This window comes from Kitasatospora phosalacinea, from assembly GCF_030268885.1.
Taxonomy (GTDB): domain Bacteria; phylum Actinomycetota; class Actinomycetes; order Streptomycetales; family Streptomycetaceae; genus Kitasatospora; species Kitasatospora phosalacinea_C.
The window spans coordinates 50,422-72,126 of the sequence record NZ_BSSA01000032.1 but is presented as its reverse complement, the minus strand read 5'-3'; the positions used below and the strand labels follow the sequence as shown (position 1 = coordinate 72,126).

19 protein-coding genes are annotated in these 21,705 nt (G+C 74.5%); 16 read left to right on the top strand and 3 right to left on the bottom strand.

The features are described from left to right. The first annotated feature begins 11 nt into the window (after positions 1–11). From recG to mutM, 9 genes are all read left to right on the top strand, one after another. On the top strand, positions 12–2,213 hold the full coding sequence (gene recG, locus QSK52_RS32435; protein ID WP_285739811.1) for an ATP-dependent DNA helicase RecG: 2,202 nt from the start codon (positions 12–14) through the stop codon (positions 2,211–2,213). Between the two features lie 105 nt (positions 2,214–2,318). Beyond that, positions 2,319–2,828 carry a hypothetical protein gene (locus QSK52_RS32430; RefSeq protein ID WP_285739810.1) on the top strand — a complete coding sequence of 170 codons (510 nt, stop codon included), beginning with the start codon at positions 2,319–2,321 and terminating at the stop codon, positions 2,826–2,828. A 102-nt stretch (positions 2,829–2,930) separates the two neighbouring features. Then, a complete protein-coding gene (gene rsmD / locus QSK52_RS32425; RefSeq protein ID WP_285739809.1) occupies positions 2,931–3,515 on the top strand; it encodes a 16S rRNA (guanine(966)-N(2))-methyltransferase RsmD in 585 nt (194 codons plus the stop codon). A 32-nt stretch (positions 3,516–3,547) separates the two neighbouring features. Then, positions 3,548–4,033, top strand: coding sequence for a pantetheine-phosphate adenylyltransferase (coaD, locus tag QSK52_RS32420; protein ID WP_285739808.1), 486 nt, complete (start codon positions 3,548–3,550; stop codon positions 4,031–4,033). Between the two features lie 130 nt (positions 4,034–4,163). Continuing rightward, a complete protein-coding gene (locus QSK52_RS32415) occupies positions 4,164–5,318 on the top strand; it encodes an ATP synthase F0 subunit B (protein WP_285739807.1) in 1,155 nt (384 codons plus the stop codon). Positions 5,319–5,477: 159 nt separating this feature from the next. Beyond that, a complete protein-coding gene (locus QSK52_RS32410) occupies positions 5,478–6,071 on the top strand; it encodes a YceD family protein (protein ID WP_285739806.1) in 594 nt (197 codons plus the stop codon). Positions 6,072–6,121: 50 nt separating this feature from the next. Continuing rightward, positions 6,122–6,295, top strand: a complete 174-nt coding sequence (rpmF, locus tag QSK52_RS32405) for a 50S ribosomal protein L32 (protein WP_097236113.1) — start codon at positions 6,122–6,124, stop codon at positions 6,293–6,295. 20 nt (positions 6,296–6,315) lie between these two features. Continuing rightward, positions 6,316–7,119, top strand: coding sequence for a ribonuclease III (gene rnc / locus QSK52_RS32400; RefSeq protein ID WP_285739805.1), 804 nt, complete (start codon positions 6,316–6,318; stop codon positions 7,117–7,119). Between the two features lie 10 nt (positions 7,120–7,129). Next, entirely contained in the window at positions 7,130–7,987 is an 858-nt protein-coding gene (mutM, locus tag QSK52_RS32395) for a bifunctional DNA-formamidopyrimidine glycosylase/DNA-(apurinic or apyrimidinic site) lyase (protein WP_285739804.1), read from the top strand. Between the two features lie 46 nt (positions 7,988–8,033). Here the strand turns inward: mutM and QSK52_RS32390 are convergent, their stop codons facing one another. After that, positions 8,034–8,948 carry a hypothetical protein gene (locus tag QSK52_RS32390; protein WP_285739803.1) on the bottom strand — a complete coding sequence of 305 codons (915 nt, stop codon included), beginning with the start codon at positions 8,946–8,948 and terminating at the stop codon, positions 8,034–8,036. 228 nt (positions 8,949–9,176) lie between these two features. Between QSK52_RS32390 and QSK52_RS32385 the strand changes: the two genes are divergently transcribed. Further along, positions 9,177–10,562, top strand: a complete 1,386-nt coding sequence (locus tag QSK52_RS32385) for a hypothetical protein (RefSeq protein ID WP_285739802.1) — start codon at positions 9,177–9,179, stop codon at positions 10,560–10,562. Positions 10,563–10,573: 11 nt separating this feature from the next. On the opposite strand, the gene QSK52_RS32380 is transcribed toward QSK52_RS32385, so the two are convergent. Beyond that, a complete protein-coding gene (locus QSK52_RS32380; protein ID WP_285739801.1) occupies positions 10,574–11,866 on the bottom strand; it encodes an MFS transporter in 1,293 nt (430 codons plus the stop codon). A 171-nt stretch (positions 11,867–12,037) separates the two neighbouring features. Here QSK52_RS32380 and QSK52_RS32375 point away from each other — a divergent pair, with 171 nt between their 5' ends. The 5 genes from QSK52_RS32375 (at position 12,038) to ftsY (ending at position 19,040) form a co-directional block, all read left to right on the top strand. Further along, positions 12,038–12,841, top strand: coding sequence for a hypothetical protein (locus QSK52_RS32375; protein ID WP_285739800.1), 804 nt, complete (start codon positions 12,038–12,040; stop codon positions 12,839–12,841). Positions 12,842–13,008: 167 nt separating this feature from the next. Next, positions 13,009–13,302 (top strand): acylphosphatase, encoded by a 294-nt coding sequence (locus QSK52_RS32370; protein WP_033215215.1) that lies wholly within the window; start codon positions 13,009–13,011, stop codon positions 13,300–13,302. A 382-nt stretch (positions 13,303–13,684) separates the two neighbouring features. After that, positions 13,685–13,888: a hypothetical protein gene (locus QSK52_RS32365; RefSeq protein ID WP_030458828.1), complete on the top strand. Its 204-nt coding sequence runs from the start codon at positions 13,685–13,687 to the stop codon at positions 13,886–13,888. Positions 13,889–14,168: 280 nt separating this feature from the next. Next, a complete protein-coding gene (smc, locus tag QSK52_RS32360; RefSeq protein ID WP_285739799.1) occupies positions 14,169–17,807 on the top strand; it encodes a chromosome segregation protein SMC in 3,639 nt (1,212 codons plus the stop codon). Between the two features lie 24 nt (positions 17,808–17,831). Continuing rightward, positions 17,832–19,040, top strand: a complete 1,209-nt coding sequence (ftsY, locus tag QSK52_RS32355) for a signal recognition particle-docking protein FtsY (protein WP_285739798.1) — start codon at positions 17,832–17,834, stop codon at positions 19,038–19,040. Positions 19,041–19,133: 93 nt separating this feature from the next. Here ftsY and QSK52_RS32350 read toward each other — a convergent pair whose 3' ends face one another. After that, positions 19,134–19,799 carry a bifunctional DNA primase/polymerase gene (locus QSK52_RS32350; RefSeq protein WP_285739797.1) on the bottom strand — a complete coding sequence of 222 codons (666 nt, stop codon included), beginning with the start codon at positions 19,797–19,799 and terminating at the stop codon, positions 19,134–19,136. 442 nt (positions 19,800–20,241) lie between these two features. On the opposite strand from QSK52_RS32350, the gene nsdA reads away from it, so the two are divergent. Then, positions 20,242–21,699 (top strand): transcriptional repressor NsdA, encoded by a 1,458-nt coding sequence (gene nsdA / locus QSK52_RS32345; RefSeq protein ID WP_285739796.1) that lies wholly within the window; start codon positions 20,242–20,244, stop codon positions 21,697–21,699. The last annotated feature ends 6 nt before the right edge of the window (positions 21,700–21,705 follow it).

The window sequence follows — 21,705 nt, the reverse complement described above, 5'->3', positions numbered from 1 at the left end:
AATGGGACGCCATGGGCGCTCTCGATGAACCGCTGAAGGAACTGGTCGGCGACCGCACCGCGAAGGTGCTGGCCGACGGTCTCAAGCTGCGCACGGTCGGCGACCTGCTGCACCACTACCCGCGCCGGTACGTCGAGCGCGGGCAGCTCACCAGCCTGGACGAGCTGGAGGTGGACGAGCACGTCACGGTGCTGGCCCGGATCGAGAAGGTCACGCTGATCCCGTTCCGCGGCCGCAAGGGCGACCGGCTGGAGGTGGTGGTCACCGACGGCCGCTCGAAGCTCTCGCTGGTGTTCTTCAACCAGGGCTGGCGGCAGAAGGACCTCCGCCCCGGCCAGCAGGGCCTGTTCGCGGGCAAGGTCGGCCTGTTCAACCGCACCCGCCAACTCGCCTCGCCCGACTACCAGTTGATCGACGACGAGGAGGGCTCCTCGGCGGCGAAGCAGTTCGCGGGGCGGCTCATCCCGGTCTACCCGGCCAGCGCCCAGATGCCCAGCTGGAAGCTCGCCCTGTGCGTGGAGATGGCCCTCACCAAGCACCTCGCCGACGTCGGCGAACCGCTGCCCGCCGAACTGCGCGCCGAGCACGGCCTGATCCCGCTGCCCGAGGCGCTGGAGCTGATCCACCGCCCGCGCGACCAGGCCGAGAAGGAGCGCGCCCAGGCCCGGCTGCGCTGGGACGAGGCGTTCGTCCTGCAGGTCGCCCTGGCCCAGCGCCGGGCCGCCGACTCCGCGCTGCCCGCCGTCCCGCGCCGCCCCGTCCCCGGCGGGGTGCTGGACGCCTTCGACGAGCGGCTGCCGTTCACCCTCACCGACGGCCAGCGCAGGGTCTGCGCCGAGATCTTCGCCGACCTGGCCACCGAGCACCCGATGCACCGGCTGCTGCAGGGCGAGGTCGGCTCGGGCAAGACCCTGGTGGCGCTGCGCGCCATGCTCACCGTGGTCGACAGCGGCGGGCAGGCCGTGCTGCTGGCGCCGACCGAGGTGCTGGCCCAGCAGCACCACCGTTCGATCGTCGAGATGATGGGCGACCTCGCCGAGGCCGGGATGATCGGCGGCTCCGAGATCGGCACCCGGGTCGCGCTGCTGACCGGCTCGATGGGCGCCGCCGCCCGCCGCGGAGCGCTGCTGGACATGGCCTCCGGCAAGGCCGGGATCACCATCGGCACCCACGCCCTGATCGAGGACCGGGTGCAGTTCGCCGACCTCGGCCTGGTCGTGGTCGACGAGCAGCACCGCTTCGGCGTCGAGCAGCGCGACGCGCTGCGCGCCAAGGGCGAGCAGCCCCCGCACCTGCTGGTGATGACCGCCACGCCGATCCCGCGCACCGTCGCGATGACCGTCTTCGGAGACCTGGAGACCTCCGTCCTGGACCAGCTGCCCTCCGGCCGCTCGCCGATCTCCACCCACGTCGTCCCGGCCCTGGAGAAGCCCAACTTCCTCGTCCGGGCCTGGGAGCGGGTCCGCGAGGAGGTCGGCAAGGGCCACCAGGCGTACGTGGTCTGCCCGCGGATCGGGGACGAGGAGGAGCCCGCGAAGGGCAGGAGGAAGCGCAAGGAGGAGCCCGAGGAGGTCGGCGGCGCCGACGGCGAGGAGCGGCGGCCGCCGCTGGCCGTGGTGGAGACCGCGGAGAAGCTCGCCGAGGGGCCGCTGGCCGGGCTGCGGGTGGAGGTCCTGCACGGCAGGCTGGCGCCCGAGGCCAAGGACGACGTGATGCGCCGCTTCGCCGCCGGTGAGGTGGACGTGCTGGTCGCCACCACCGTCATCGAGGTCGGCGTCAACGTGCCGAACTCCACCGTCATGGTGATCATGGACGCCGACCGGTTCGGCGTCTCCCAGCTGCACCAGCTGCGCGGCCGGGTCGGCCGCGGCTCCGCCCCCGGGCTGTGCCTGCTGGTCAGCGACATGCCCGCGGCCAGCGCCGCCCGGGCCCGGCTGGACGCGGTGGCCGGCACCCTGGACGGCTTCGCGCTCTCCCGGATCGACCTCGAACAGCGCCGCGAGGGCGACGTGCTCGGCCAGGCCCAGTCCGGCGTGAAGTCCTCGCTCAAGGTGCTCTCGGTGCTGGAGGACGAGGAGGTCATCGCCACCGCCCGCGCCGAGGCCACCCGGCTGGTCGCCGCCGACCCCGCGCTGGAGGCCCACCCGGAGCTGCGCACCGCCCTGGAGAGCCTGCTCGACGAGGACCGCGCGGAGTACCTGGAGAAGGGCTGAGGCCGGTCGTTCGGACACCCCGGTTGTCAGTGCCTCGCGAGAGGATGTACTTGTTCGGGGCGCACCCCAAGTCGCGTCCCCGGCGCCAGAATTGGGGGTCATTGCATGGCATTCCGTCACCTCAACGAGCTCCCGCTCGGCGACAAGGTCTTCCGGATCGAGGTCGCCAGCGAGGACGACCGCGAAGTCACCCTCACCCTGACCGGCTGGCGCGAGGGCAACTCCGCCAACCCGGTCGCCTCCGGCAAGCTCCGCCTCCCGGTGGAGGACGTCGCCTCGCTGCGCATCGCGCTCAACCGCGCCCTGCGTGCGCTGGCCATCGTCGCCGACGTCTCCGAGCCGATCCCCGACCGGGACGTGCTCCGCGAGCTCTACCCCGGCCACGGCGCCCCCTGGGTGCCGCAGCACGAGGAGGAGCTGGTCCGCCGCTTCCACGACGGCGAGACCGTCGCCCGGATCGCCGCCCGCTACGGCCGCACGCCCGACTCCGTCCGCACCAAGCTGCGCGAGCTCGGCCACGACCCGCGCCGCCCCGAGTACTGCCCGCCCGACGGCTGCCTGTCCTGGTCGCGCTACGCCTCGCCGACGCTGCTGGGCGCCGCCGCCAACGAGTGAGTCCGCGGGGGAGGTGAGGAGCCGCGCGCCCGGCCGTGCCCGTTTCGTCGGCTATGGTCGGGCGCGCAGTTCCTCGCGCCCCTGCTGTCATAAGGACTCGCCATGCCTCGCGTGATCGCCGGCCGTGCCGGAGGCCGCCGTCTCGCCGTGCCGCCCGGCCGGAACACCCGTCCGACCTCCGACAAGGCGCGGGAGGCGATGTTCTCCACCGTCGAGGCGCTGCACGGTCCGGTCACCGGGGCCCGGATGCTCGACCTGTTCGCCGGCAGCGGCGCGGTCGGGCTGGAGGCGCTCTCCCGCGGGGCGGCGCACGCCCTGCTGGTGGAGGCGGACGCGAGCGCGGTGCGCACCGTCCGGGAGAACGTCCGGACGCTGGGCCTGCCTGGCGCCGAGGTGCGGGCCGACCGGGCCGAGAAGGTGATCGCGGGCGCGCCCCCGGCCGAGCCGTACGACCTGGTGTTCCTGGATCCGCCGTACGCGGTGGAGGACGCCGTGCTGCGGGAGATGCTGGTCACACTCCGCTCGGGGGGCTGGCTGTCCGCCGACGTTCTCGTCACCGTGGAACGCAGCACCCGCGGCGGCGAGTTCGCCTGGCCGGACGGCTTCGAGGGGCTGCGCTCGCGCAGGTACGGCGAGGGCACGCTCTGGTACGGTCGCGCCGCCGACGGGACTGACCAAGACTCGTAGCAGGACACCCCGCCCCACAAGGGAGCTCACGCATGCGCCGCGCCGTCTGTCCGGGGTCCTTCGACCCCATCACCAACGGACACCTCGACATCATCGAGCGGGCCTCCAAGCTGTACGACGTGGTGCACGTCGCGGTGCTGATCAACCGCAACAAGCAGGGCATGTTCTCCATCGAGGAGCGGATCGGCCTGATCGCGGAGACCACCGCGCACCTGGGCAACATCGAGGTGGAGTCGCACAGCGGCCTGCTGGTGGACTTCTGCCGCGAGCGCGGCATCCCGGCGATCATCAAGGGCCTGCGGGCGGCCGGCGACTTCGACTACGAGTTGCAGATGGCCCAGATGAACCACGGGCTGACCGGCGTGGAGACGCTCTTCGTGCCGACCTCGCCGACGTACAGCTTCCTGTCCTCCAGCCTGGTCAAGGAGGTCGCCTCGCTGGGCGGGGACGTCTCGCACCTGCTGCCCCCCACGGTGCACCGGCGGCTGGTCGAGCGGATCGCCGAACGGCGCAACTGAGCAGGGCGTTGCGAGCGGTGGGGTGGGTGGCCGTACAGTCTGTACTCCCGGCCCCGGGGCCGCACCCAGCGGTCTTCCGGGCACTGCCTCCGCCGCACCTCGGCGGCACACGGAAAGACTGAATGCGCCCGTGGACGTGCAGCAGAAACTCGACGAGATCATCGCCGTGGTCGAGAAGGCCAAGGCGATGCCGATGTCGTCGTCCTGCGTGGTCAACCGTGCCGAGTTGACCGGACTCCTCCGCGACCTGCGGGAGACCATGCCCGCGGAACTCGCCCAGGCCCAGTCGGTGGTGGCCGACCACCAGCAGATGGTGGCCGACGCCCGGGAGCAGGCCGACCGGATCATCCGCGGCGCGCACGACGAGCGCGGCTCGCTGATCTCCGACACCGAGGTGGTCCGGCAGGCCCAGGCCGAGGCGGACCGGATCCTCGCCGAGGCGCGGGCCGAGGTGCAGGCCAAGCGGGCCGAGGCCGACGACTACGTCGACTCCAAGCTGGCCAACTTCGAGGTGGTGCTCACCAAGACGCTCGGCGCGGTCGGCCGCGGCCGGCAGAAGCTGCGCGGCGAGTCCGGGGTGTACGAGCCGGAGGCGGACGGCGCCGAGGACGGCGAGGAGTTCCGCCCGCGGATCAGCCCCAGCCCGGAGGCCGACGAGTACGTCGACGTGAAGCTGGCCACCCTGGAGGCGGTGCTCTCCGCCACCCTGGAGGCCGTCGGCAAGGGCCGCGACAAGCTGCTCGGCAAGGCCCCGATCGACGAGCTGGGCGCCTACCTGGCCGCCGCCGACGAGGCCCAGCAGCTCAAGGACCGCGCCGAGGCGGTCGCGGCCGGCTTCGCCGCCGGCGACGGGCCCGAGCACGAGCAGCAGCCGCAGAACTGGTACGGGGACGTCCCGCAGCAGCAGTCCTGGCCCGAGCAGACCCCGGCCGCGGCCGGCTGGCAGCAGCCCGGCGAGGACCCGTACGCCCAGCCGCAGGTCCCGCAGTACGCCGAGGCGTACGGCGGCGGCTACGACCCGGCGGCGGCCCCGCAGGCCGACCCGTACGGCCAGCCCTACGGGCACCAGCAGCCGGTCGACCCGTACTACCAGCAGCCGCAGTACCAGCAGCCGCAGGGCTTCGACCAGTGGGGCAACCCGCTGCCCGCCGACCCGTACGGCTACCCGCAGCAGCCCCAGCAGCAGCCGCAGCTGCCGCAGCAGCAGGGCGGGCTGGACGAGACCAGCTTCTTCGACACCAGCATGATCGACATGACCAGGCTCCGGGAGCTGGGCGGCCGCTGAGGGGCGAGTTGGGTTCGGCGTGGACTCTCCGGTAGTCTGACTGCTCCGGCCTGTTCGCGCCGGGTTCGCCGCGCGCCCGCTTCCGGGCCGCCGCACCGCAGGAACGTCGAAACCCGCGCCACGCAGGGATGCGTGCCGCCACCAGGAAGTCAGGAAACCTTGAACCGCCTCGACCACCGCGACCCGCTCGTGTTCGACACGCACGAGCTCGGACGTCGCCCCGGCTCGCTGCGCAAGGTCTCCCGCACCCTGGAGGCCCCGGCGGAGCTCGGCATCGCGGACGTGATCGGCGTTCCCGAGAAGAGCGAGATCAAGCTGGAGCTCCGCCTGGAGTCCGTGGTCGAGGGCGTGCTGGTCACCGGCACCGCCGAGGCCCACGTGACCGGAGAGTGCTCCCGCTGCCTGGAGCCGGTGGAGGACGACCTGGAGGTCGACTTCCAGGAGCTGTACTACTACCCGGAGTCCGAGGAGCGTCACCGCGCGGTCGCGGGGGACGACTTCGACGAGGAGTCCGAGGACGAGACTTACCGCCTGGAGGGCGACCTGTTCGACCTCCAGCCGGTGCTGCGTGACGCGGTGGTGCTCGCACTGCCGCTGCAGCCGGTGTGCCAGGACGACTGCCTGGGTCTGTGCTCCGAGTGCGGGGCCCGCCTGAGCGACGACCCGGCGCACCACCACGACGCCGCCGACCCCCGGTGGGCGGCTCTGCAGGGACTCTCCGCCGCCCCCGGCGACGAGGGTGACGAGGAATAAGACACAGCGGTGCCCGTGAGGGCCCCCGCCGTAGAACCAGGAGATTTACCGTGGCTGTTCCGAAGCGGAAGATGTCGCGCAGCAACACGCGTCACCGCCGTTCCAACTGGAAGGCCGTCGCGCCCGCGCTCGTCGCGTGCGACCGCTGCCACGAGCCGAAGCTCTCGCACATCGCGTGCCCGAGCTGCGGCACGTACAACCGTCGCCAGGTCCTCTCGGTCTGATCGGCGGGGTGCACGGATCGATGTCGGAAGCTGGTAGTTCCTCCCGCAAGCCGAACCCCGGGACCAACGGGGGCAAGGGCGGTGGGCCGGCCTCGACCGAATACGACGTCCTGGAAGGGCGCCTCGGGTACCCGCTCGAGCGCGCCCTTCTGGTACGCGCCCTGACCCACCGCTCGTACGCGTACGAGAACGGCGGGCTGCCCACCAACGAGCGCCTGGAGTTCCTCGGCGACTCGGTGCTGGGCCTCGTGGTGACCGACACCCTCTACCGCCTCCACCCGGAGGTCGCCGAGGGCACGCTCGCCAAACTCCGCGCCGCGGTGGTCAACTCCCGCGCGCTCGCCGAGGTCGGCCGCGGCCTGGACCTCGGTGCCTTCATCCGGCTCGGCAAGGGCGAAGAGGGCACCGGCGGCCGCGACAAGTCGTCGATCCTCGCCGACACCGTCGAGGCCGTGATCGGCGCGATCTACCTGGACCAGGGCCTGGAAGCGGCCACCGAGTTCGTCCACCGGCTGTTCGACCCGCTGATCGCGGAATCCGCGCAGCTCGGCGCCGGACTCGACTGGAAGACCAGCCTCCAGGAGCTCACCGCCGCCGTCGGCCTGGGCGTCCCCGAGTACGTGGTCACCGAGTCCGGCCCGGACCACGAGAAGACCTTCACCGCCGCGGCCCGGGTGGCCGGCCAGGACTACGGCTCCGGCAGCGGACGCTCGAAGAAGGAGGCCGAGCAGAAGGCCGCCGAGTCCGCCTGGCGCACCATCAAGGCCGAGAACGAGGCCGCGCAGCCCGCTGCCGCCGTCGGCGAGTCCGCCGCGACGGTCTGAGCGGAGCGCCGTGCCCGAACTGCCCGAGGTCGAGGTCGTCCGCCGCGGTCTGGCCCGCTGGGCCGCCGGACGCACCGTCGCCGACGTCCAGGTGCTGCACCCGCGCGCCGTGCGCCGCCAGCCCGGCGGCGCCGACGAGTTCGCCGCCCTGCTGCGCGGCCGCACCCTCGGCGAACCGCAGCGCCGCGGCAAGTACCTGTGGGTGCCGCTCGGCGACGGCCTCTCGATGGTCGGACACCTCGGCATGAGCGGCCAACTCCTCGTCCAGGAACCGGAGATGGCCGACTCCGTGCACCTGCGGGCCCGGCTCCGGTTCGCCGACGGCGGCACCGAGCTGCGCTTCGTCGACCAGCGCACCTTCGGCGGCCTGGCCGTCGAGGAGGCCGAGGCCGACGACCCCGAGGCCACCCCCGTCTCGCTCGCCCACATCGCCCGCGACCCGCTCGACGCCCGCTTCGACGACGACGCCTTCGCCCGCGCGCTGCGTGCCCGGCGCACCACCGTCAAGCGGGCCCTGCTCGACCAGACCCTGGTCAGCGGCGTCGGCAACATCTACGCCGACGAGGCGCTGTGGCGCAGCCGCCTGCACTACGACCGCCCCACCGCCACCCTCACCCGCCCCGCCGCGCTCGAACTCCTCGGCCACGCCCGGGACGTCATGACCGCGGCGCTGGCCGTCGGCGGGACGAGCTTCGACTCGATGTACGTCAACGTCAACGGCGAGAGCGGCTACTTCTCCCGCGACCTCGACGCGTACGGCCGCGAGGGGCAGCCCTGCCGCCGCTGCGGCACCGCGATGCGCCGGGACGCCTGGATGAACCGCTCCAGCTACTCCTGCCCCGGCTGCCAGCGCCCGCCCCGGGCCTGAGGCCGTCCGCGCCCGGCCCCGGGCGCTCCGCTCCACGGCCGCCCGGTCAGTTCGGCCTCCCGGCGGGCGCCCTCTCCTCCTCGGCGGCCGCGTGCAGCGCGCCGCCCTCCTCGCCGAAGTAGGCCACGCCGACGGCGCTGACCACCGCCAGCACGAAGCCGAGGGCGGCCAGCCAGCCCAGGCCGTCCCGGGAGGAGTCGCCCAGCCAGAGCACGCCCACCGCGCCGGGGACGACGGTCTCGCCGACCACCAGGGCGGCGGTCGCGCCGTTCACCGAGCCGATCTGCAGGGCCACCGTGTGCAGGTACATCCCGCCCAGGCCGCCGACCAGCACGGCGTACAGCGCGGGGTCGGCGAGCAGCGCGCCGAGGTCGAACGGCTGCACGCCGTCCAGGACCCGCACGCCGATGCCCAGCGCGCCGAAGCCCAGGCCGGAGAGCAGGCCCGCCACGATCGCCCCGCCCGCCCCGAGCCGGCGCACCACCAGCGAGCCGCCCGCGATCAGCACCGCGGAGCCGATCAGCAGCGCCCAGTGGAAGGTCCGGGCCGCCTCGTGCCCGCCCTCCGGGCCGGCGGCCACCGCGAGCAGCACCAGCGCGCCGCACAGGATCCCGATCGACAGCCACTCCAACTGGCGCAGCCGCAGGCCCAGCAGCTTCACCGACAGCACCGCCGTGATCACCAGGTTGGCGCTGATGATGGTCTGCGACAGGAACAGCGGCAGCAGCCGGGCGGCCAGCGCGCCCAGGCCGAAGCCGATGAAGTCCAGCACCGTGCCGAGGATGAACTCCCAGGTGACGGCGGCCTTCGCGGTCGAGGACAGGCTCGGCCCGCCGTGCTCGGTGACGGTGCCGGAGGCCGCCTCCTGCCGGGCGGAGCGGCGGGCGCCGAGGGCCTGCAGCACCGACCCGGTGCCGTAGCAGGCGGACGCCGCGACGGCGGTGACGAGGCCGAGGAACACCAGGGGTCTCCTGTCGGGGTGGGCTTGGCGGCGCGGGGGCCGGGAACTGCGGAAGATCGTCACCACTATGCCCGCTCCGGGGCCCCGACCGGGACGCCGGGCGCCAACTCCGGCCGGTCGGCGGGGGTTCCGGCGGTCCGCCTCGCCCTGGAGTAGGGGGTGGCACCGGGAGCGGGGTCCGGTCGGAGGAGCGCGTGTCGCCGGGCGGGAGACCGGTACGGTCGGGACATGAGAACCGTGCTCCGCCGCTCCCGCGCCACCGGGCCCGCCGCCGTCCTCCTGTCGGCGCTGCTCGGCCTGCTGATGGCGCTCGTGCCGTCCGCGCCCGCGTCGGCGTCCGGCCTGAACGACGCGGCCGACGCCATGAAGCGGGTCCAGCTCTACGTCGACCCGTCGATGAGCAGCCGCTTCTCCCCGGAGCAGGCGGCCGCGCTGGCGAAGAAGCTCAAGGACGTCGACAAGCCGATCTACGTCGCGGTGCTGCCCGACAGCCCCGCCTACCCGACGGAGAACCTGTTCGTCGACCTCCGCACCAAGGTCGGCGCCGCCGGTGTCTACGCGATCTGGCGCGGCGACCGGTTCCAGGCCCAGTCCACCGGCCCCCAGGTGCTGGACCAGGCCACGGTCCGGAACCTGGCCGGGGCCGCGTACCGCTCCAACGGCGGGAACATCGACGCCACCCTGAACGAGTTCGTCGACGGGGCCGCGGAGAAGGTCAAGGGCGACGGCCCGCAGCACAGCACCTCGATCGCCTGGGTGCTCGTCCCGGTGCTGCTGGTCGCGGTGGTCGGCGCGGGCGCCCTCCTGCTGGTCCGCCGCACCAGGAAGCGCCGGGAGGAGCAGGCCCGGGCCGAGCTCGCCCAGCTGCGCACCGTGGTGGACGAGGACATCACCGCGTTCGGCGAGGAGCTCGACCGGCTCGACTTCGACCCCGGCGCCCCCGACGCGGACGACGCCCAGCGCACCGACTACACCGCCGCGCTGGACGCCTACGACCGCGCCAAGCGGACCATGGACGCGGCGGAGCGGCCCGCGGACGTCCGCCCGGTGACCGAGGCGCTGGAGCAGGGCCGGTTCGCGCTGGCCACCCTGGCCGCCCGCCGCGAGGGCCGCCCGCTGCCCGAGCGCCGCGTCCCGTGCTTCTTCGACCCGCGGCACGGCCCCTCCACCACCGACGTGCAGTGGGCCCCGCCCGGTGGCGCCCCGCGCTCCGTCCCGGCCTGCGCCGACGACGCGGCCCGGATCTCCGGCGGCGGGGAGCCGCAGGTCCGCACCGTGGAGACCGCGGACGGCCACCAGCCGTACTGGGACGCGGGCCCCGCCTACCGCCCCTGGGCGGGCGGCTACTTCGGCGGCGGCCTGCTGCCCGGCCTGCTGGTCGGCACCGTGCTCGGCTCGGCGCTCGCCACCCCCGGCTACGCCTACGCGGACGACCACGGTTCCGGCGGTGGCGAGTACCCGGGCGACGATTTCGACCCCGACGGCGGCGGCAGCGACTTCGACGGCGGCGGCAGCGACTTCGACGGCGGCGGCTTCGACGGTGGCGGCAGTGACTTCGGCGGGGACGACTTCGGCGGCTTCGGCGGGGACGACTTCGGCGGTTTCGGGGGCTGACCGCCGCCCGCTCACCCGCCCGACGGCCCCCGGCCGCCGTCCCCGGACGGCACGGGGGCCGTCCGCACCTCCGGGGCCGGACCGGGGGCGGCGACGACCGGCTCCCGGCGGCCCAGCAGCGCCAGCACCGCCGCGCAGGAGGCCAGCTGCCAGGCCGCGCCCCAGCCCAGCACCGTCCGCGCCCCGACCGCCGCCGCGAGCGGGCCGGCCAGCGCCAGCCCCACCGGCCCGAACGCGAACGCCCCCAGCGTCACGTACGCGCCGACCCGGCCCAGCGCCCGCGGCGGGACGTGGCGCTGCACCAGGGTGGAGAACAGGCTGCCGGAGACGATCGAGGTCACCCCCGCCCCGGCCGCCGCCGCCATCACCAGCGGCAGCGGACCGCCGAGCGCCAGCGCCCCGGAGGGCAGCGCCCATCCGGCCGTCACCACCAGCACCGTGCGCAGCGGCCGCCGCGGCTGCCGCCCGAGCAGCACCAGCCCGCCCAGCACCGCGCCCGCCCCGTACGCGCCCATCACCGCGCCCCAGCCGCCCGCCCCGCCGAGGTGCTCGCGGGCCAGCACCGGGCCCAGCACCAGGAACGGCGCCCACACCAGCAGGTTGAACAGGCAGCCCTGCAGCACGCTCGCCCACAGCCACCGCCGGGAGCGGAACTCGCCCCAGCCGTCCCGCAGTTCGGCCAGCAGCCCGGGCCCGGCGGCGCCGCCGGGGGCGGCCGGGACGCGCAGCGGGGCCAGCGCCGCCAGGCCCGCCGCGTAGGAGGCGGCGTCGAGCAGCAGCACCCAGCCCGGTCCGGCGGTGGCGGTCAGCAGGCCCGCCAGGGCCGGACCGGCCACCGCGGCGCCGTTGCGGGCGATGCCCAGCAGCGCGTTGGCGTCGGCCAGTTCGGCGGCCGGGACGAGCCGCGGCAGCAGCGCGTCCAGCGCGGGCAGGAACACCGCCTCGCCCAGCCCCCACAGCACCATCAGCGCCGCCAGTGCCCACACCGTCCCGTGCCCGGCGAACAGCAGCGCGGCGGTGGCCGCCTGGGTCGCGCAGCGCAGCCCGTCCGAGCCGAGCATCGTCCGGCGCGGGCCCAGCCGGTCCGCGGCCGCCCCGCCGAGCACCAGCAGCAGCACGATCGGCACGATCCGGGCCGCCATCACCACGCCGAGCCCGGAGCCGCCGCCCCCGCCGTCCAGCACCGCGAAGGCGACCGCGACGGAGGCGGTGGAGGAGCCGAACAGCGAGACGGCGTACCCGGTGAAGAAGAGGCGGAAGGGCCGCCCGCGCAGGACGGCGAGGCGCCGTGGGATCAGTGGCATGACCGGCAGGCTGCCCGGTCGCCGGGCCGCCCGGCAAGAGGTCCGGCCGGAAAAGTTGAGCGGATCGGCATCAATTTTTCAGGGGTGGGGATCTGACGCAGTAAATAAGTGGATTTACCGCAGTCGGAGCGGATGTTGACGGCTCGATGGGAAAGCGGATTTACTGCGGGTATGACACCCGTGGAGTTCGCCGTCGCCGCCGAGCACTACCTGGCGGGGGCCCCGCTCGCGGAGGGCTCCCGGCGGGTCTACCGGATCGCCCTGCACACCTGGGCCTGGCTGCTGGTCGGCCGCACCCCGCCGACCGGCGCCGAGCGGCGGCGGGCCGCCCCGCCGGTGCTGCCGCTCGCCCTGCTGGACGGGCCCGACGCGCCCGAGCGGGTCGCCGCCGCGTTCGCCGAACGGGCCGCCGCGGTCGGGGCGCGCACCGCCAACCGCGAACTGTCCGCGCTGCGGGCCGCCCTGCGCTGGTGGTGCGCGTGCGGCTGGCTGGCCGCCGACCCGGCCGCGGGGGTGCGCCCGCTGCCGACCACCCCCGCCGACCCGGCCGGGAGCCTCGACGAGGAGCGGCTGCGGGCGGTGTTCGCCCTGCGGGTCCCGCTGCGCGAGAAGGTGCTCTGGCACCTCGTCCGGGAGAGCGGCGCACCGATCGAACGGCTGCTGGCGCTGGACGTGGACCGGCTCGACCTGCCGAACCGGCAGGCCCGCGCCGCCCCCGGGCAGCCCCCGCTGCACTGGCGCGGCGGCACCGCCCGGCTGCTGCCGCTGCTGGTGGCCGGGCGCACCGCGGGCCCGCTGTTCCTCACCGACCGGCGCGCCCCGTCCGGCACCCCCGCCGCCGACCGCTGCCCGCTCACCGGGCGCGGCCGCCTCTCCTACCGGCGGGCGGCCGAGCTGTTCACCGCCGCCACCGCCCCGCTGGACCCGGCCGGCCGGGGCTGGACGCTGCACGCGCTGGCCGAGCCGCGCCGCTGAGGGCGGGCCGCGCGGTGGGCGGCGCGCGCGGTGCGCCCGGTCGTGCGGTGGGCGGGCCGTGCGGTGGGGAGCGTGGGGTGACGGGTCGCGCGGTGGTGGGGAGGGTCGGTGGAAGGGGCGTGAAACCCGTTCCGGGCGCCCCCGAAGTGCCCGACTATGGTCGACACATGCAAGGTCACGACAGCCACCGATCCGTCCGCGCCACCATCTGGGTGCGCGGGCGCGTCCAGCAGGTGGGGTTCCGCTGGTGGACCAGGGCCAGGGCCCTGGAGATCGGGCTGACGGGTTACACGAGCAACCTCGGGGACGGCCGCGTCCAGGTCGTCGCCGAGGGGTCGCGCGCCGACTGCGAGCGCCTGCTCGCCGCGCTGCGCGGGCCCGGAACGCCTGGTCAGGTCAGCGGGGTCACCGAGATCTGGACCGCCGTGGGCGACGGGTACGAGGGCTTCGCGATCCGATGAGCACACCGCAGTTGCCGGCGGGAGGAGAGCCCCCGGCAACTGCCGGTGTCACGGGGTTGCCATCGTGGCGCACTCGTGGTTGACTCCGCAGACGTAGTGATCCACTAGCCCGGCCGATGGCGTGAGGTTCCCGCCATGCAGGTGACAGGGCCGCGGTAGCGTGCGGTGATCGTGTTGACCCGTACGGTCTTTGGTGAGACGCTGGAAACCCGCGCACAGGTTTGCGTTTAACCGGCGAGGCCACGCCTGTGAGTGTGTCACTCACCAGCGGATGCCCTCGTAGTGCCCAGCCAGCACGTCCGGCGCGCAGACGCGTGCGTATCCCTTCCCCCAAAGACCCACCGTACACGGTTCGGTCACTCAGCGTGGAGGACCACACATCATGGCAAAGGCGCTTCTCGGGTACGTCGGCGGCCCCGACCCGCGAATGCTCTCCGAGATGCGACGGTTGCAGCAGCGCGTCCAGGACCTGGAGAACGAGCTCGTGAAGCTCCAGGCCGAGAACGACGCCCTGTCCGCCGTCGCCGACGAGCACTCGCTGCTCAGCAGCATCGACCTGGACCAGCGCGAGCCGGCCCTGACCTGATCGCTCGCGGCCGTCAGGATCGACGCAGTCGTGCGCTGAGCTTCCCCCCGGCGAGGGGATGGCAGCCTGCAAGGGACGTCCGGAGCGGACGTCCCTTCGTCGTGTCCACGCCGGTCCGCTGCCCAGAGACTGCCCGACCCGCCGCACGGCCAAACCACCGCCTGGAGTCCGTCGGCGGTGCGGCCGGATACAGTCGCAGGCGGCGGGCCGTCCCGGAGCGGGACGGCAGGTGGCGTGGCCGCGGCGCGGCGGCCGGCGGCGCGGCGAGGAGGACGGTCGGGTGCACCTCAAGAGCCTGACCCTGCGCGGGTTCAAGTCCTTCGCCTCGGCGACCACCCTGCGCTTCGAACCCGGCATCACCTGCGTGGTCGGCCCCAACGGCTCCGGCAAGTCCAACGTCGTCGACGCGCTCTCCTGGGTGATGGGCGAACAGGGCGCCAAGTCGCTGCGCGGCGGCAAGATGGAGGACGTCATCTTCGCGGGCACCAGCGGGCGCCCCCCGCTCGGCCGCGCCGAGGTCAGCCTCACCATCGACAACACCGACGGCGCCCTGCCGATCGACTACTCCGAAGTCACCATCACCCGGACGATGTTCCGCAACGGCGGCAGCGAGTACGCGCTCAACGGCACCGTCTGCCGACTGCTCGACATCCAGGAACTGCTCTCCGACTCCGGCATCGGCCGCGAGATGCACGTCATCGTCGGCCAGGGCCAGCTCGACTCCGTCCTGCACGCCGACCCGATGGGGCGGCGCGCCTTCATCGAGGAGGCGGCCGGCGTCCTCAAGCACCGCAAGCGCAAGGAGAAGGCGCTGCGGAAGCTCGACGCGATGCAGACCAACCTCAACCGCGTCCAGGACCTGGTCTCCGAACTGCGCCGCCAGCTCGGCCCGTTGGGCCGCCAGGCGAAGATCGCCCGACGCGCCGCGGGCATCCAGGCCGAACTGCGCGACGCCCGGCTGCGGCTGCTCGCCGACGACCTGCTCACCCTGCGCCGCGCCGTCGAGGCCGAGGTCGCCGACGAGATCGCACTGGGGCTGCGCCGCACCACCGTCGAACAGCAGCTCGCCGCCGCCCTCCAGCGCGAGGCCGTCCTGGAGGCCCAGGTCGAACAGCTCGGGCCCGCCCTGGAGGCCGCCCGGCAGACCTGGTACCGGCTCTCCTCGCTCGCCGAGCGCACCCGCGGCACCGTCGGACTCGCCGAGGCCCGGGTGCGCGCCGCCGCCACCGCCGGACAGTTGGAGGAGCACCGCGGCCGCGACCCGGAGGACCTGGAGCGGGAGGCCGCCGAGGTGCGCGAGGAGGAGGCCGCCCTCGAAGCGGCCCTGGAGCAGGCGCAGGACGCGCTGGCCGAGGCCGTCGAGGAGCGCGCCGACCTCGAACGCGCCCTGGCCGCCGAGGAGAACAGGCTCAGGGCCGCCGCCCGGGCCATCGCCGACCGGCGCGAGGGACTCGCCCGCCTGCAGGGCGCCGCGGCCGCCGCCCGCTCCCGGGCCACCGCCGCCGAGGCCGAGGCCGAGCGGCTCGCCACCGCCCGCGACGAGGCCCTGCTGCGGGCCGCCTCCGCCCAGCAGGAGTACGAGCGACTCCGGGAACGGCACCAGGAGTTCACCGCGGGGGAGGGGGAGAGCGAGGAGCGCCACGACCGGGCCCGCGGCGAACTGCAGGCCGCCGAACGGGCGGTCGCGACGGCCCGCGAGGCGCTCGCCGCCGCCGAGCAGGAACGCGCCGCGCTCACCGCCCGGCACGACGCGCTCGCCCTCGGCCTGCGCCGCAAGGACGGCAGCGCCGCCCTGCTGGAACGCCCCGGCGTCCTCGGTCCCGCCGCCGAACTCCTCACCGTCGCCCCCGGGTTCGAACTCGCCCTGGCCGCCGCGCTCGGCCCCGCCGCCGAAGCCGTCGCCGTCCCCGACGCGGACGGCGCCGCCGACGCCCTGGCCTGGCTGCGCACCGCCGACGCCGGGCGGGCCGCCCTGCTGATCGCCGACGGTCCGGACCCCGCCGCGCCCGGGGCGCAGCCGCCCGCCCAGCCGCCCGCCGGAGCGACGTGGGCCGGCTCCCTGGTCGACGGGCCGCCCGCCGTCGCGGCCGCCGCCCGACGGCTGCTGGAACGCACCGCCGTGGTCGAGGACCTGGACGCCGCCCGGCGGTTGACCGCCGCCCACCCGCAGTGGAGCGCCGTCACCCGGGACGGCGACCTGCTCTCCGCCGCCCTCGCCCACGGCGGCTCGCCCGGCGCGCCCAGCCCGCTGGAGACCCGGGCCGCCGTCGCCGAGGCCGCCCGCGGCATCGAGGAACTCGACGCCCGCTGCCGGCAGTTGGCGGCGGAACTCGCCGCCGCCCGCGAACGCCGGGCCGCACTCGCGTCCGAGGTCGAGCAGTTGACCGCCCTCCGGCGCCGCGGCGAACAGCGCCGGGCCGAACTCGCCGGGGCCCTCGGCCGCTCCGGCGGCGCCGCCCGGGCCGCCGCCGACGAGGCCGAACGCACCGCCGACGCCGCCGCCAAGGCCGAGAGCGGCCTCGCCGGGGCCCGCACCGCCGCCGAGGAGCTCGCCGCCCGCCTCGCCACCGCCGAGGAGCTCGCCGAGGACGGCGAGGACGAACCCGACCCCGCCGAACGCGACCGGCTCGCCGCCGCCGGAGCCGCCGCCCGGCAGGCCGAGATGGAGTCCCGGCTCGCCGTCCGCACCCACGAGGAGCGCGTCCGCAACCTGGCCGGCCGCGCCGACCGGCTCGACCGCGCCGCCCGCGCCGAACGCGAGGCCCGCGCCCGCGCCGCCGAGCGCCGCGACCGCGCCCGCCGGGAGGCCGCCGTCGCCACCGCCGTCGCCACCGGCGCCCGCCACCTGCTCGGCCGGATCGAGGGGACCCTCGCCGCCGCCGAGGCCGAACGCGCCGCCGTCGAGGCCGACCGCGCCGCCCGCGAGGCCGAGCTGCGTCAGTTCCGCGAGCACGGCCGCGAACTCAAGGCCGAACTCGACCGCCTGGTCGACGCCGGCCACCGCGACGAGGTGCTGCGCGCCGAGAAGCGGCTGCGGATCGAGCAGTTGGAGGCCAGGGCGCTGGAGGAGTTCGGCATCGAGGGCGGCGACCTGCTCGCGGGCTACGGCCCCGACCAGCCCGTCCCCGCCCCGCCGCCCGAGGACGGGCGGGAGGCCACGGGCGGGCAGGAGGCTGCGGGCGCACCCCGTCCCTACGTCCGGGCCGAGGTCGAGCAGCGTCTCAAGGCCGCCGAACGCGCCCACCAGCAGCTCGGCAAGGTCAACCCGCTCGCGCTGGAGGAGTTCGCCGCCCTGGAGGCCCGCCACCGGTTCCTCGGCGAACAGCTCGACGACCTGCGCAGGAGCCGCCGCGACCTGATGGACATCGTCCGCGACGTCGACGCCCGGGTCGAGCAGCTGTTCACCGCCGCCTACCACGACACCGCCGCCCAGTTCGAGGGCGTCTTCGCCCGGCTCTTCCCCGGCGGCGAGGGCCGACTGCTGCTCACCGACCCGGAGAACATGCTCACCACCGGCGTCGAGGTGGAGGCCCGGCCGCCCGGCAAGAAGGTCAAGCGGCTCTCGCTGCTCTCCGGCGGCGAGCGCTCGCTCACCGCGGTCGCCCTGCTGGTGTCCATCTTCAAGGCCAGGCCCAGCCCGTTCTACGTGATGGACGAGGTGGAGGCCGCGCTCGACGAGACGAACCTGCGGCGACTGGTCGGGATCATGGAGGAGCTGCGGGAGAGCTCCCAACTGATCGTCATCACCCACCAGAAGCTCACCATGGAGTCCGCCGACGCCCTCTACGGCGTCACCATGAAGGGCGACGGCATCTCGCAGGTGATCAGCCAGCGGCTGCGGGTGCCCGGGCCCGGGCGGCCGGGACGCGGGGACGGGCACAGGACAGCGCTGGAACCCGCGGAACCGGGCCCGGCATAGGCGCTAAGTGATACTGGACGGGTTATGGAATACGTGATCCTTGCCGTTGTCATCGCGGTGGTCGCCATCGGCGCGATCACCGGACTCGTCGTCTCCGGCAGACGACGCAGAGAACTGGACCGGCCGAGCCAGGCGCCGACCATCACCGCGCCCGCCCCGGCCAAGCCCGCCCCGACCGAGACCGCTCCGAGCGGGACCGGGACGGAGGTCGAAACCGAACCCGGGGCCGAGCCCGAGACGGCGGCCGAGCAGCCGACCGTCGAGGAGGTGCGGGCCGAGGAGGCCGAGGCCGCGCCCGCGATCGAGGTGCCCGAGCCCACCGCCGGCCGCCTGGTCCGGCTGCGCTCCCGGCTCTCCCGCTCGCAGTCGACCCTCGGCAAGGGCCTGCTGACCCTGCTCTCCCGGGACCGCCTCGACGAGGACACCTGGGAGGAGATCGAGGAGACCCTCCTCACCGCCGACGTCGGCGTCGCCGCCACCCAGGAGCTCGTCGACAACCTGCGCACCCGGGTCAAGGTGCTCGGCACCCGCACCCCCGACGAACTGCGCGGCCTGCTCCGCGAGGAGCTCGTCAAGCTGATCGGCACCGACGCCGACCGCACCGTCCGCTCGGTCAAGCAGGGGGACGGCCCGGCCGTGGTCCTGGTGGTCGGCGTCAACGGCGTCGGCAAGACCACCACCACCGGCAAGCTCGCCCGCGTCCTGGTCGCCGACGGCCGGAAGGTCGTGCTCGGCGCCGCCGACACCTTCCGCGCCGCCGCCGCCGACCAGCTGCAGACCTGGGGCGAACGGGTCGGCGCGCACACCGTCCGCGGCCCCGAGGGCGGCGACCCGGCCTCCGTCGCGTTCGACGCGGTCAAGCAGGGCATCGCCGACGGCGTCGACACCGTCCTGATCGACACCGCGGGCCGCCTGCACACCAAGACCGGCCTGATGGACGAGCTCGGCAAGGTCAAGCGCGTCGTCGAGAAGCACGGCCCGGTCGACGAGGTGCTGCTCGTGCTCGACGCCACCACCGGACAGAACGGCCTGGTCCAGGCGCGGGTGTTCGCGGAGGTCGTCGACATCACCGGCATCGTGCTCACCAAGCTCGACGGCACCGCCAAGGGCGGCATCGTCATCTCGGTGCAGCGCGAACTCGGCGTCCCGGTCAAGCTGATCGGCCTCGGCGAGGGCGCGGACGACCTCGCCCCGTTCGAGCCCGGCGCCTTCGTGGACGCGCTGCTCGGCTAGGCGGCGCACCGGCACACCGAGCGAGGTCCGTTCGAGGAGGGAACCCCTCCTGGGACGGACCTCAGCGTTTCCACTTTGCGGCGGGGGAGGGGCCTAGCTGGCGAACTCGCTCTGCCGGTCCCGGGTGCGGTGGCAGGCGTACGCGAGGGTGCCGAGCAGCAGGCGGGCCTCGGGCGGGGCGCTGTCGGCGGTCGGGCGGCGCAGCCAGCGCATCGGACCGAGCGGGCCCAGCGGGGTGGGCGGCACGGCCAGGTAGGAGCCGAGGCCGTGGCAGGTGAGGTCGAGGGAGGCGTCGTCCCAGCCCATCCGGTAGAGCAGGTCGGGCAGGCGCTCGGCGGTGCCGGGGGCGACGAAGAGCAGCAGTCGGCCGGCCGGGGAGGCCAGCACCGGGCCGACCTGGGTGCCCATCCGCTCCAGCCGGACCAGGGCCTGCAGGCCGGGCTGGGCCGGGACGTCCAGCACGTCGAACTGGTGGCCGGCGGGGAGGAGCAGCGGGGCGTCGGCCGGACATCGGGCGGCGAGTTCGGCGGCGGTCGCGCCGGGGGCGATCGCCGGGCCGACCCGCAGGTGCAGGTTGGGCGCGGCGCAGTGCGGGGCGCCGCAGTCGCAGGCCGTCCCGGCGCGGGCGGTCGGGCTGCCGGTGGTCAGCGTCCAGCCCCAGCGTTCGGAGTACTCGGCGGCGGCCTGCAGCGCGGCGGGCCGGGTGCGGCGGCGGCCGCCGAGGGGGGTGAGCCGGAGGGTGCCGAACAGCTTGTCCATGCCACCCCCAACCGGTTCCGGTCGCCGCTGGTTACGGGACGGTGACGATGCGTCGCCCGTTGGACGCGTGGTGCGTGGTGCACCGGAGGCGCGCACGGACCGGCGCACACCGATCCGGGTGGCGCGGGCCAGCAGGCGCCTTGCACCGGCGCTTCGGATGCCGGATCGTCGTTGCCGCACGCGTGCCTCCGTCGGGTTCCGTCGGGTCCGGGCATGTGCCGGGGTCATGCCGAGCTGACTCATAGTGAAGCGCGCCCGCCCGTCCGGTAGTTCACTCCTGGGGGTGGCGAAAGGTGGCGTTTCTCCGACGTTGCTCCCCCGGATGGCGGAGGGACGCTACGTTCGGCATACGGAACGCAGCCGACCGGTCACGCGGGCGGTGATGAGAACGGGTCAAGGGCGAAGAGGGGCCCCGGGTTCGGGGCGGGATGGGGACGGTCCCATGGGTGAGAAGCAGCCGAACGAGAAGCTGGGCTCCTGGTTCGCGCGCAGCGGCTGGTCGAAGGGCGAGCTGGCGCGCCAAGTGAACCGCAGGGCACGGCAGATCGGCGCGCACCACGTCTCCACCGACACCTCGCGGGTGCGCCGCTGGCTGGACGGCGAGCAGCCGCGCGAGCCGATCCCGAAGATCATGTCGGAGCTGTTCTCGGAGCGCTTCGGCTCGGTGGTCTCGGTCGAGGACCTCGGCCTGCGCGCGGTGGTCCAGGTGACCACCGTCGGCAGCGGGGTGGACCTGCCCTGGAGCCCGCAGCAGACCGTGCAGGCGATCAGCGAGTACTCGCGCAGCGACCTGATGCTCAACCGCCGCGGCTTCCTGGGCACTTCGCTCGCGCTGACGGCCGGTGCGGCGCTGATCGAGCCGATGCAGCGCTGGCTGACCCCCGGCCCGAACGGCGCGCCCACCCCGATCCTGGCGGCGGCCAACGGCGGCCAGCAGTTCTCCGGGCGGCTGTCCGAGCCGGAGATGCAGCTGCTGGAGCAGACCACCGAGATGTTCCGGAAGTGGGACGCGCAGAACGGCGGCGGCCTGCGCCGCAAGGCGGTGGTCGGCCAACTCCACGAGGTCACCGACCTGTTGCAGGAGACCTACCCCGAGGCGACCACCAAGCGGCTGTTCCGGATCACCGCCGAACTCGCCCACCTGGCCGGCTTCATGTCGTACGACGTGGGCATGCACCCGAGCGCGCAGAAGTACTACGTGCTGGCGCTGCACGCGGCCAAGGAGGCCGGTGACCGCCCGTTCGGCGCGCACGTGCTGACCGACATGAGCCGGCAGATGATCCACCTCAACCGCGGCGAGGACGCGCTGGAGCTGATCCACCTCGCCCAGTACGGCAGCCGCGACACCGCCACCGCCCGCCAGCAGTCGCTGCTGTACGCGATGGAGGCCCGCGCCTACTCCAACATCGGCGAGGTCAACCGCTGCGCCCGGGCGGTCCGGCTGGCGGAGGACACCTTCAGCGACATCCGGGAGAGCAACGAGGAGACGCCGAGCTGGCTCAAGTTCTTCTCGTACGCCGAGCTGTGCGCGGAGAACGGGCACTCGTACCGGGACCTCGCCTACACCACGGACCGCGCGCCCGCGATGGCGAAGGCCGCCGAGCCGCTGATCACCGAGGCGGTCGACCGGTTCCGGGAGGACGGCGACCACGTCCGCACCTACGCGTTCAACCTGGTCGGCATGGCTTCGGTGCGGCTGCTGCAGAACGAGCCGGAGGACGCGGCGAAGTACTGCGAGGAGGCGGTGGACATCGCCAAGAAGGTGCGCTCCGAGCGGCTGAACACCCGGGTCCGCAAGACCTCCGAGGCCGCCAGCCGGGACTTCGGCGGCGCCCCCGGGGTGGACCGGCTGGCCGAGCGGGTGGTGCACGACATCCCGGAGTTCGTCTCGGTGGTCTGACCCCCC